Here is a 12215-nt window from a genome sequence, read left to right as displayed (position 1 = left end):
TCGTCGGCGCCGTACTTCCGGGCGGTGCGCAGTGCCCAGTCTGCTGCCCGAGCACGCTGGTGCCGGGCGGGGTGCGGGCCGTGGTGGCTCAGGAGTTGCACCCACACAGGCCCGGGTGATCGCCCTGGTGATGCGGTGAGCCGCATGAGCCAGTGGGCGTCCTCGAGTTCGCACCACGGGGTCAGCGTCGAGCCGAGCCGCATGCCGCGCAACAGGCCGGCCGGCAGAGCGACCTGGCCGCTTGCTCCGGCGCGCAGCGTGCACTGCACGGCGAGCAGTCGTGCCAGCGCGCCGACGTCCTCGGGCAGGCATGCATGCAAGGAGGCCAGTGTGTCCTGGACGAGGACGCGCTCCGGCAGCTCGAGACGGTTCATGCTCCCCGGTCGAGGAGCCGGTCCTGCCGACCGCTGTGTACTGAGGGTGGTGTCGGGGACCACGGCGGTTCGAGGGGTAGCTGCGGCGCAGGCGGCGCACACATCTGCCAATCGCCACACCCGGCCTCCCCGTTCCTGGGTGAGGACGAGGAGAACGGGGCCGGCGCATCCGCGGTGCCGCGGATGCCATCGGCAGCCGCGCTCATGGCACTGGCAGGTACGCAGATGCGCGGGAAGCGTGTCGCGGCGGGCGTGGCCGGCGAGATGAGCGAGGGCTGCCGGGCGTCCGCCCTGTGCGCCGGGGCGCTGGCCGGTCGTGGCGCAGCGGTGGCAGTGCAGCGTGGGGCCGCCTGGATGGGGGCGCAGCTCCACCGTCCAGGTGCGGGGCAGCAAGGGATACGTGGGGCACGGCCTCATGATCTGCGCTGTCCTCCTGCTTCTGCGCCGGCGGTCAGCCGTGCGTGATGGTGCTGTTCGGCCGCGGGGGAGTGGCGGCGGCCGCACACCGTAGTGCAGACCTCTGCACTCTGCCACGCGCGGCCACCTGCAGAAATAGGGCAGAGGTCTGCACTGACAGGGCAGGGGTCTGCACCTTCGGATGGTGGGGTGACGATCTTCCCGCCCGACCCGAACCTCACCGCGCTACGCCAGGAGCTGGCGCGCCTGAGGAGCGAACGCGGCTGGACCTACGACGAACTCGCCCATCGCAGCGGCCTGGCCAGGCGCACCCTCATCGACATCGAGCAGGGCCACACCATCGGAACCCTCAAGAGCTGGCACGCCCTCGCGCACGCCCTCGACGTGTCCATCGACCACCTCCTCGGCACCCTCTGCGAAGGCCACACCCCGCCCGCGGACGCTGCCGACTAGCCACACGGCCGCCCGGCACCGAGATCACTCGGATGGGATCCTGAATCGGATACGAGAGCGACAGGGCGCATAGATGTTCCCGAGAATTGGGCCGTCGGCGTGACATAGGCGGCACGTGCACCATTGTTCCGGCGCGTCACCTGTCACCGTCGCGGCCATGTCCTTGCCCAACCCTTGCCCGGAGCGCCGCCATTGGGACGGCACACCTGCGACCGGCCGCCCTCTGCGCTCCCTTCGCGTAGCCGCCGACAGCCCCAGCCGCCTACTACGTGCCGCCCAACCCGGCCCATGCCGCACCTGCGGAAACCACACCGACTGGTACACGCGTTCCCACGGTCGCCCGATCGGCCTGCACTTCCACGAACTGCCCTCAGCCGCTGTCCCGGCCGTCTGCCGCTGGCACGTCGCCTCCGGTGTCGCCTATCCCTCACACGACGGCTCTGCCTGGTGCCGCATCCCGCACACCCTGCTCTGCCCCGCAGAGGATGCCCCCGAGCAGCTGACACCGCCTCTGGCAGAGCTGCGCCGACGTCTCGCCCTGCGCACCCGCCGCCTGCTCGACACCGGCGCCTTCACCCCCGCCGCCGAATCCGAGCCCCTCTCACCAGCCGCCACATGCCGGCCGGCCAGGCCCATCGTGCAGATCCTCTACGGCCGCTACCTCGCCGCCCGCCCAATCGACGCCATCCAGTGCGTCGCCCAGACCCGCAGACGACACCGCTGCACCAACCCCGTCCTCGACCCCGCCGACCCCAGCGGGACCTGGACACTCATGCCCACCACCGCCCGTCACGGGCAACTCGCACTGCCTGCCCGTGACATGGCCGTCTACGACCTCAGCCACCTGCTCTACGACACTCAGATCCGCTGGCGCACCCAACGCTGCACCACACACGCAGCCGCCCCCGTGGCCGCCGACCTGGCTCTCACCGATTGGGAACCCTTCGACCCGCTGCTCCACCACGCCCACATCCACCACCGCCTCCCCGACAGCGCCCGGCGAACGGGCCGCCCCAACTCCCGCACCTGCCCCGCTCGTCCTCCTCGCGGCCAGGCGTGAACCATGCCCCTGCATGCCGTCGAGATCACCCTGACCCGCCCGGCCACACCCGGCGAACTCCGCCGCGCCGCCCAGGCCATGGCCCTGGCAGCGGACGCCGACCGCACACGGCTGATGACCGTCGCCCGGGGAAAGACCGCCCGCAAGGCCCTTCAACGCACCCGGGCCCGCCTGGAGCACCTGCTGCCGATCGACATCCTGACCACCCACTACCCCGACACCACCGGCAGCATCCTCGTCAACGTCGCTCTGCCAGAGCGTGTCCACGCCCGGCTCGCGGACGCCGCACGCCGAGAAGGCCGCAGCACCGAAGCCCACCTCACCGCTGCTGTACACCGCGCGCTGACGCGCGCCGAACATGACAGAGCCCGGCAGCTCGATGCTGCACTCGACGAGCTCCTGACCTGGAGCACACCGCATCAGCTGCTGGCCGCCGCGGCCCGCACCATCAACCAACCCACCACGCATGGAGCATCAGGGTGCTGAACCCCACCGACGAACAGACCACCGCCGCCGACACCTTCAAGGCCGGCGACCACCTCGCCCTCCAGGCAGGCGCCGGTACCGGCAAGACCAGCACCCTCACCCTGCTCGCCGCCGCCACCCCACACCGTCGAGGCCGCTACATCGCCTTCAACAAGGCCATCGCCCTCGACGCCGCCACCCGTTTCCCGCCGACCGTCACCTGCAAGACCGCCCATGCCCTCGCCTTCGCGGCCGTCGGCCACCGCTACGCCCGCCGCTTGGGCGGCCCCCGCCAGGCCGGCTGGCGAACCGGGCAGGCCCTCGGCATCACCAAGCCCGTTCACATCGGCAACCGGGAAGTCACGCACAAGGCCCTCTCTCAGGCCGTGCTGAAGACGGTGACCCACTACTGTCACTCAGCCGACCGCACTCTCACCCACCGTCACGTGCCACGCCTCCGGGGACTCGACGACCCCGCGCACCGTGCCCAACTCGCTGATACCGTACTGCCCTTCGCCCGCAAAGCCTGGGCCGATCTACAGCATCCCGACGACGGCGTCGTCCGCTTCGACCACGACCACTACCTCAAGATCTGGGCCCTCACCGACCCGACCATCGAAGCCGACTACCTCCTCCTCGACGAAGCCCAGGACACCAACCCCGTCCTCGAACACGTCATCAAAGCCCAGCGAAACCACGCCCAACTCGTGATCGTCGGCGACTCCGCTCAGGCCATCTACGGATGGCGCGGCGCCCGCGACATCATGACCGGCTTCGACGGCACCCACCTCACCCTGACCCAGTCGTTCCGCTTCGGCCCCCGCCTGGCTGACGAAGCCAACCGCTGGCTCCAGGTAGCCGACGCTCCCATCCGCCTGACCGGCACCCCCACCATTGCGACCGAGCTCGCCCCTGTAACCGACCCGCAGGCAGTGCTGTGCCGCACCAACGTCGGTGCCATGACCGAAGTCATGCACCATCTCAAAGCCGGCCACCGCGTCGCCCTGGTCGGGGGAGGGGAAAGCCTGCGCGCCCTGGCCGCCGCCGCCCGCGACCTCAAAGAAGGCCGCCGCACCTGGCACCCCGAGCTCCTCCTGTTCCCCACCTGGAGCGACCTGCAGGACTACGCAGAGAACGACCCCGCCGGCCGCGACCTGAAGCCCTTCGTCGACCTGATCGACCAGCACGGCGCCGACGCCATCCTCGCTGCAGTCGACCAGCTCATTCCCGAGTCCTCCGCGGACGTCACCGTCTCCACCGCCCACCGCTCCAAAGGCCGCGAATGGAACACCGTCAAAATCGCCCCTGACTTCACCCCGCCCGCCGACACTGACGAACACGATGCCTGCGGCAGACCCGTCCCCAGCCCGATCGACGACGCCGAAGCACGTCTCGCCTACGTCGCCGTCACTCGGGCATGCGCCCGCCTCGACATCGGAGGCCTGTCCTGGGTCAACGACCACCCCGAGGCGTCAGCGGTTGTGTCGTAAGCCTGGTCTGAGGCGTGTAGGCCGTCCTCCTGGAGGCAGTCCACATCAGAACGGTGCGGCAATGCCGGAGACTGCCCGGAAGAAGCGAGAGGCGGCCACCTCGGCAAGTGGTCACCCCGTTCAGCCTTCGTGCCCGGCCGTTGAAATGCTCCCTGGTGAAGAAGGGCGCAGTTCCGTTCAGCGGAGGATAACCAGCTGACCGGGAGCCGTATTTCCAGCGAAACAGGTGACCACTCTGGTGGTGCACGTTCCAGCTTCCGTAATCCCAGCACTCCCGGGGTATTTCTTTCAAGGAAGTGGGTCGACCTGAAATACTTCCTTTGGGCAGTGTCTGTTTAGTAGCGGACCCGCATGCGATCTTGGTCAGTCACTGACGCTTTGTCATCGACTGTGATTGCGACCTCAAAAGTTCACTCGTAGACCGGTTGGAGCCGATGTTGCGAAATCCGCACAGGGTGATCTCCTCGGGATCAAAGCAGTCTGCATCGGGTCGCCCCTCCAGGATGAAACCGAAGAAGTTCCGCAACGCTTCGTTGCCGAGGTTCAATGGGTGAAACGGAAGTGGATAGTTCGGGGCGTGAGAGATCGAATGGGCGCCCGTCCAGTAGGGGGACTCAAATTCCAGCGGGTCGCCATAGTTCTGCACCACGCCATCATCAGGCGAAAGGGACAGTGAGCGAACGAGTCGGCCGTTTTCCCATGTGGCGAAAGAGAGTGAATCCGTGCCGCTGTGCATGAAGACTGCGTATGCGTTTCGGTCATCCGCCAGCCGTACAATATCGGAGTTCAGATCACTGGGCTGTGTTGGTACTAGGTCTCTGGCGCAGATGATATCTACTCCGGTGAACCTTCCTGTGCAAACCATCCCGGGTTCAGGCCAAACCGCTTCCTCCAGTGTGACATAAGTGGCCGATTCGAAGGGGCCGTCGAAGAAATCCTCGGCCAAGCTTTTCGCATCTGAAATCTCGGCTGTAATTCCCGGGTGCAGAGCGTCACGCGGGTCACCCTCGGCAAATACCAGAATTGCCGACTTTGATCCCATCGGGGCACCTCTCTGATTTTCGGGCGTACTGGAGCACCTGATATTGGTCCGGGCGACGTGGTGGTCGCCACGATTATATCCCCCCGATGACCGGGACTAGGGGGTGCAGGACCCGCATTGCCAAAGATCGACTTCGACCTTCATCTTGACCGTACTGCCCTTCCTGAGCCCGGGAACTCGACTAGTATTCAGGACGGCACCGGCTCCATTGCCCAAGTCGGCATACCCAACAGCCTGGTTGTCGCTCATCGTGGCCCCCCGCCCAGTCTTACTTTCAACTGCCACCCAATTGCCTCGAGGGTCGCGAGCCACGAAGTCGGCACGAAAGATATCGCCATTGCTGTTTATGAAGCGAACTTCGGCGGTGATATCTGTGTATCCACCCTTCTGGAGTCGATCCAGCGTCGCAGCCTCTCCGAGAGGCCCATGTGGAAGTCCAGTCGTAGGGCAATTTCCAACATTGTGGACGAGGATCGGCGTGTCGCCCGCTATCACATAGTACGTGTGGAGGTCGGCGACGGTGAGGTTGTACGTGTCCTGTACTGCGCTGTAGGTGCGGGTGGCGTGGACCTCTACCTCGGCGCCTGTCTCGGTGCGGACGGTCATGCCGGGACGCAGGTCGCTTGCGTCGAGCCAAGCGTCTTCGGATTGGGACCAGAAGGGGTGGTGGTCCGTCGTCGTGATCGTCCGGACGCCGTCAGTTGTGGTGAACGTCAGGTCTACGTATGTCTTGTCATCTCGGGTGAAGATCGTTGCGGTGACGGCTTCCGAGGATGTCTTGCCTGTCTCGGGATCAGTGGCCATGACCTCGTCGCCTGGCTCGAGCTCCTCGATCGGCTTGCTCGAGCCGTCGGCGAGGAGGACCTCCGTGCCGGCGACGAAGCTGTTGCGTCCTGCGCAGGGCGAGCCCGAGCCCGTCTTGCCGGTCAGGCCCTTGGCCTTGCCGGCGGCAGCCACGGCGGCGAGAGCGGCGCCACCGCCGCCATCACTCATGGGGAGGTCGTGAAGCGTTCCGAAGTAGGCGTCGTAGAGGATGTTCTTGAGCGCCTGGGGGCACTTTGCGCCGTTGAAGCAGGCGTTGAGTGCTGCGGCGTAGACGTTCTTTGCGTTGCTTTCGTCGCGCTGCCACGAGCGGTAGATCTGTGAATAGTTCCGACTGAATACGTCGCGCCACTGCTTGTAGCCCTTTTGGCCCAAGTAGGCGAGTGCAGCGTCGGTTACGTAGTCGTTCGCTTGATTGATCGGGTTGTTGGCGGACGCTTCGTCGTTGTCGGTGGGGGTGGTGTCGTTGGGGTCTGAGTCGGGCTCCCATTTGCCGTCGTCGTTCTGGGTCCAGGTCTCCGTTTCGCCGTTGCAGGAGGAGTTGCTGCCGCCGCAGGCGCCGTCCGGGCGCAGGCCCGTCGGGTCGGAGAGCATGATCGGGTTGCCGTTGGCGTAGGTGTACCCGTTCATCTGGAGCGGGTCGGTGAGGTCGAGGATCGGGTCGGCGGACAGGAAGCGGCCGGTTTCCGAGTCGTACTCGCGTGCGCCGATGTGGGTGAGGCCGGTCTTCGGGTCGTCGATGCCGGTGCCGAGGAAGGTGTGGCGGCCGGGCCAGGTGGCGGGTTGGGTGCCGCGGGGGTTGCCGTAGGGGTCGTAGCGGCGGCGGGTCACCGGCTGGCCGTCGGAGAGCTCGACCGCGGTGGTGGCGGTGTTGTGGTGGTCGCTGAGCAGGACGGTGAGGGTGTGGCCCGTCGTCTTGCCGCCCGTGGAGCGGACGGTGACCGGCGCGCCGGGGTGGCTGTAGTAGCGCTGGGCGTTGATGGCCTGGCCGGCGGCGCTGACGGTGATCTCGGCTTCGCCGAGGAAGAGGGTGCGGGTGGTGCCGTCGTCCTCGATCAGCCGGGAGCCGGAGGCGTCGTACAGGTAGGTGACGTCGGCCGTGCCGTTGTTGTCGGTGTCGACCGAGGTCAGCTTGTTGCGCCGGTCCCATTTCAGGGCCTGGGTGTCGCCGCCGATGACGCGTTCGGTCGTGTTGCCGACTGTGTCGTAGGTGTAGGTGGATATGGAGTCGACGCTTCCGGTGGCGGTCTTCTCCGTGGACGTGACCTTCGTCAGCGTGTGCGGCTGGGCGAGGATTGGCGGCTGGGCGCCGGAGATCGGGGTGCCGTACGTGTAGCTGTGGACGTCGTTCAGCGTGGCGTCGGTGAGGTCGTGGACCGTCATCTCGGTCCGGTTACCGATGGCGTCGAACGTGTAGGAGTGCCAGTAGCCGGATCCGGCTGGGCCGGGAGCGACCTGGCTGAGGTCGGGGCCGGCGCCTTGTGCGGAAGAGGCCCTGGGGCAGTCGGTGGTGCCGGTCCAGGCGTGGGTGAGGCGGCCCATCGGGTCGTGGGCGAAGCACTGGCGGTCGACGGCCGTCGTTGACTCGGTGTTCGTGATCGAGGTGATGTTGCCGACCGTGTCGTAGCCGTAGGTCAGTGACGAGATCAGGTTCGGGTTCGCTGTCTCCCGGTGCGCGAGGGAGGCGGTGACGCGGCCGGTGTTCTCGTCGAACTCGTTCGTCGTCCACACTCGGCGCGGTGCCTGGCCCGAGGCGGTCCGCAGGACCTCGCCGAAGGGGCTGTAGCGGGTGTCCGCGGTGTAGTAGGCGAGGCCCGATGTCGTGATCGGCGAGCCTTCGCCGTTGTAGCGGGTGATCAGCTTCTCGGCCGCGAGACCGCCTGGGGTCGCCGGGAGCTGCACGGACTGGAGGTTGCCGGTCTTCGTATACGTGTTGGTGTAGGCGTACGTGCCCGCCAGACCGGTCGTGTTCGGAGTGCTCGGGATCGTGATCTTCGAGCCGGTGGGGCGGTACTCCGCGTCGTAGCCGGTGATCTCACTCGTGAACTCTGCACTGCCGTAGTAGCGCGTGGATGCGACCGGCTGTCCCTTGGCTCCGGGCAGCGAGTCGAACGTCCACTTGGCGACGAGCGGTCCTGTCGCGGAGTCCTCGCGCAGTTCGGTCTGCCGCCCGAGCACGTCGTACGTCGTGTACTGCTTGCGGCCTTGGGTGTCCTGGGACCAGATCTGCTGGTCCAGGGCGTTGAAGCCGAAGTGGGCGGCGCCCATGTCCGGGTCTGTGCTGTCGGTCAGGCGTCCGCGGGCGTCGTAGGTGTAGGTCCAGGTGTTGCCCTTGGCGTCCTTCGCCGTGGCCAGCTTGCCGCGCGGGTCGAAGGCGTAGGACGTGTCGATCGGCAGCGTCAGGTCGGTGGCGGTGTAGTGCTGGACCAGCGAGGTGCGTCCCAGCGTGTCCGTCCACGTCTTCACGGCGCGGCTGCCGGGCATCGGGGTCTTGCCGTCGGCCGACATGCCGGTGCGCGTCAGTGTCCAGTCGCCCTCGTATTGGGCTGTGGCCGAGTGCTGGGGCACGTCGGCGTGCATCGTGGTCGTGCGGAGGGGGCGGCCGAGCCCGTCGTAGGCGGTCTCGGTGGAGTTCGGCACGACGGTGACCGACTCCGGGACGAAGATCTCCGTCTTGGGCTCGTCCTCGGCCAGGTAGGCGTTGTTGGTCTGGCGGACGGTGCCGTTGGCGTTGTAGAGGTTGTCGGTGATGACACGGCCGCCGCCGAGCGCCTCGGACTGCGTCTGACGCGCACGCAGCAGGCCGTCGTAGATCGTGACGGAGTCCTCGTAGGTGCCGTTGTCGCGCAGGGTGCTCGTGGTGACGGCCGGAGGCTTGCCGGCGGCGAGCTGGTAGTCGAACTCCACTGTGGCCGACGTCGATCCCTGCTGGGAAGGTGCCCAGACTCCCTTGACGCGACCCAGCTCGTCGTAGGTGCTGGTGGTCTTCCTGCCGTTGGGGTCGGTGCTGGACAGGACCGTGCCGCGGGCCGGGTCGAGGACCGATCTCGACTCGTGGCCGGCCGCGTTCGTGGTGGTCACTTCGAACGCCGGCCCCTCGTTCGGTGTGAACGAGGTGCTGCTCGAGTTGCCGGCGGCGTCCGTGACCTTGGTCGGACGGCCCAGCTCGTCGTAGGTGGTGCGTACGGAGGTGATCCAGCTCGATCCGTCACCGTCCACCGTGTCGACCTGGAACGGCAGGCCCTTGCTCGGCTCGGTCCCGAACGCGGCCAGGGCGTCGTAGGAAATCCTGGTGTCGGAGATGACCTGGTTGCCGGTCGCAAAGCCCGCTTCGACACAGTCGCCGACTGCCGTGCGCACCCGTTGTGGAAGGCCGATCAGGTGCTTGGCCGTGTTGTGGACGTACGTCGTGGTCGTGCACGCCTCGTCACCGGTCTTCCAGGTCGCCTCGCCGTCCGGTGTCAGGCTCAGGGTGTGCGATCTGGTCGGAAGGCCATAGGCGGAGTCGTAGGTGGTGCGCGTGCGGACGGTCCGGGTGCGGTTGCCGCTGACGGACTGGATTTTGTCGGTGCGCACCGTGGCGGTGCGCACGGCCTCCAGGGCCGGCAGACCGTCCCGGGCACGGGTGGCGAGAACCTGGGATGTCGGCCAGTGGACCTCGCGCGTGGCGACGGTGCCGCCGGCCTTGGTGTACGTGATGGTCTCCGCGACCCTGCCTTGGTAGGCGCGCAGGTCCTCGCCCAGTTCCTCGCTGCCCGTCGAGTCCTTGACGATGATCTTCGCCCGGCCGGCATCGGCGGACATGCCCCGGAAGTAGCGGGTACGCGTCTGGGACTGCTCCGTCGCGTCGGTGCCCCCCGTGTTGGCGGTGACGCCCTTCTTCACGACCACTTCGGCATAGCCGCGCCACTGGTCGTAGGTCCGCAGCGTGGCCTTGGTGAACTCGTCGGTTCCCTTGGCCCAGGCGGCATCGTCGCCGCCGTTTCCGTAGGTGTAGGAGGTGACGACGTCGGGCTGGCGGGCTACGCGGTCCTTTTCGATGACCCGGTCCACAACGTACTTGTTGAACCACTCGAGAGGGGGCTTCTCCAGGTCCGGGTCAGGTGACCAGTGGACGGGGAAGCACCGGCTCTTGTTGTCCTGGGGCTGCGGGTGCGTCGATCCTGCCGGGCACGGGTCTGAGTAGTCGACGTGGATCTCGCCGCCGGTCTCGGTGCGGATGGTCTCCACACGCAGCCGGTCGAAGCCGGGCGTCTGGTCAGTTGCGCCCTTGGCCACACGGTTCGGCATGTCGACGACGTTCGGCAGGAAGGACACCGCCGGAAGCGCCGTGCTGACCTGGTCGCCGTTCCCGTTAGTGGCGGTGCTGAAACCGGTTCGGGTGATCGACTCCAGCCACAGTGGCGGGTGGGTGTCTGTGCGCTGCTTGGGGAACGATTGGTGTAGGTTCCACCGGTCGACCAGCGACAAGGCCGTGGAACCCTGGGTGCGCTGGCCGTATGTGGTGACCGCGGCTAGCCGGACACGGTTCCAGAACGTGGGCGCGGTGATGTAGCACTTCTTCGTCGTGTCGTTCTTGCAGTGCAGCGTGGACGGGGTGTCCCACCAGGGCTGCTTGTCCTCGTAGTTCTTCGAGTTGAACTCGTCGTCGGAGCAGGCAACGGTGCCTTCCTTGATGCACCGCTCTGCGACCGTGAAGGTCACTTTGCCGGCCGGCGGGCCGCTGAGGTCGCTGGAACGCAGGCCGTAGACGATCTGAGTCGGGTAGCCGCCGCGGACGTAATTGACGTGCTGCTTGAACTTCCCGTTCTGGGCGTAGTTGTTCTTCTCCTGGAACCAGTCGATGACCATGGCGTTGCCATGGATGTCCTCGACATAGTCCAGGTTCCAGCGCCAGGCCTGTTCGCAGGACGAGTCGGCGTAGGCGGTCGCATGGCACGGCTCACCGGTGTGATTGCCGAAGACGGGGACCGTGAAGACGGAGTTGGTAGCAGAACGGCCGGTGAGCGTGTTCTTGCCGAACCAGTACCGCGTGCCGTCCCGCGTGGTCAGGATCCAGTACTCGCCGTCGTACTTGCTCGTCTGCGCCGACTTGGCGGCGCCGTCCTTTGCCTTGTACTCGATCTTGGAGCCGTTGTCTTCTGCGGGAAGCCATTCACCGGTTTCGTTCCGCACGAGCTCGGTCGTGGAGCCGCCGAACGACAGCGAGAGATTGTCACTGGCCCAGCAGAGATCAGCCTTCTTCTTATTGCTGGTGCCGGCGTTGTTCGGGCTGTTCTCGCGGTCGTCCGAGCAGGTGCGGTAACGGCGCTCGACGAACCCCGGGTTGTAGTCCCATCCGTCACCGACCCACGACGCCTGCCCGTTCGCGACGGACGTCTTCCCGTCGACCGCCTGCGAGGAGTAGGTGAACGCGATCTTCGGAGAAGGGCCGGCCGGAGCAGCGGGGACGCTCAGCGGGTATGTCCAGGAGAAGGCACCGCTGCTGCCGCCGGCCGACCACGTTCCGGAAGGAGAGAGAGGTGTCGCCTTGTAGGAGCCGCCCGAACCGGCCGCGGAGTCGGACGCGGCAAGAACCACCGGACCGCCACCGGACTGCGTGGACAGGCCGGACTGTTGGCCGGCCGACGGATCGATGGTCGCACGGACCGTGTCGGCCGAAGGATCGTTCAGGCTCGGAACATCGACCGCGGTCGTGCACTCCTCCAGGTCAGGAGTCGTGAGAAAACACTCAGGCAACTGGGTGAACTTGAGACGCGAAGCCCATTCCGTGCCGTACAGGTCTTCGAACTTCGAGTAGTCCAGCTCCACGTCGACCGGAGTCGAACCGGTCGCCGGAGGCGTGACCTTGAGGATCGCACCGTCGATGGACGCATCCTCGGTCACCGCCCGCGACTCGACGGCAACACCCCAAGTGCCAGAAGGAGCAGGCGGGGTCGGTTCGGTCGTCGTGGCAGAAGCCTTGCCGAGCTTCACCGGCAGATCCTCGACCTGCACGAGCTGATCGCCGGCTGTGTCCAGGCTGACAGTTCCTGCATCGCCCGGTGGCGGTGCCACGGCAGTCGGGTTGTACTCGACCGGGGGCTCGACCG

6 protein-coding genes and 1 pseudogene are annotated in these 12215 nt (G+C 66.8%); 4 read left to right on the top strand and 3 right to left on the bottom strand.

Going from position 1 to position 12215, the window contains the following annotated elements:
* Nucleotides 1–374 (bottom strand): annotated as a pseudogene (locus ACWD0A_RS31530) (hypothetical protein); the annotation flags it as partial.
* Nucleotides 375–980: 606 nt separating this feature from the next.
* Here ACWD0A_RS31530 and ACWD0A_RS31525 point away from each other — a divergent pair.
* The 4 genes from ACWD0A_RS31525 (at nt 981) to ACWD0A_RS31510 (ending at nt 4259) form a co-directional block, all read left to right on the top strand.
* A complete protein-coding gene (locus tag ACWD0A_RS31525) occupies nt 981–1244 on the top strand; it encodes a helix-turn-helix transcriptional regulator (protein WP_451303669.1) in 264 nt (87 codons plus the stop codon).
* A 157-nt stretch (nt 1245–1401) separates the two neighbouring features.
* A complete protein-coding gene (locus ACWD0A_RS31520) occupies nt 1402–2304 on the top strand; it encodes a DUF6083 domain-containing protein (protein ID WP_451303667.1) in 903 nt (300 codons plus the stop codon).
* Nucleotides 2305–2307: 3 nt separating this feature from the next.
* Nucleotides 2308–2790, top strand: a complete 483-nt coding sequence (locus ACWD0A_RS31515) for a hypothetical protein (protein ID WP_451303665.1) — start codon at nt 2308–2310, stop codon at nt 2788–2790.
* A complete protein-coding gene (locus ACWD0A_RS31510) occupies nt 2787–4259 on the top strand; it encodes a UvrD-helicase domain-containing protein (protein WP_451303672.1) in 1473 nt (490 codons plus the stop codon). The genes ACWD0A_RS31515 and ACWD0A_RS31510 overlap by 4 nt, the downstream gene beginning before the upstream one ends.
* Nucleotides 4260–4626: 367 nt before the next feature.
* Here ACWD0A_RS31510 and ACWD0A_RS31505 read toward each other — a convergent pair whose 3' ends face one another.
* Both ACWD0A_RS31505 and ACWD0A_RS31500 read right to left on the bottom strand, forming a co-directional pair.
* A complete protein-coding gene (locus tag ACWD0A_RS31505; protein ID WP_451303663.1) occupies nt 4627–5301 on the bottom strand; it encodes a DUF6928 family protein in 675 nt (224 codons plus the stop codon).
* A gap of 96 nt (nt 5302–5397) precedes the next feature.
* Nucleotides 5398–12009, bottom strand: a complete 6612-nt coding sequence (locus tag ACWD0A_RS31500) for a polymorphic toxin-type HINT domain-containing protein (RefSeq protein WP_451303661.1) — start codon at nt 12007–12009, stop codon at nt 5398–5400.
* Nucleotides 12010–12215: the final 206 nt, after the last annotated feature.

This window comes from Streptomyces sp. NPDC002867 (assembly GCF_053591895.1).
This window is presented reverse-complemented; position numbering and strand designations above follow the sequence as displayed.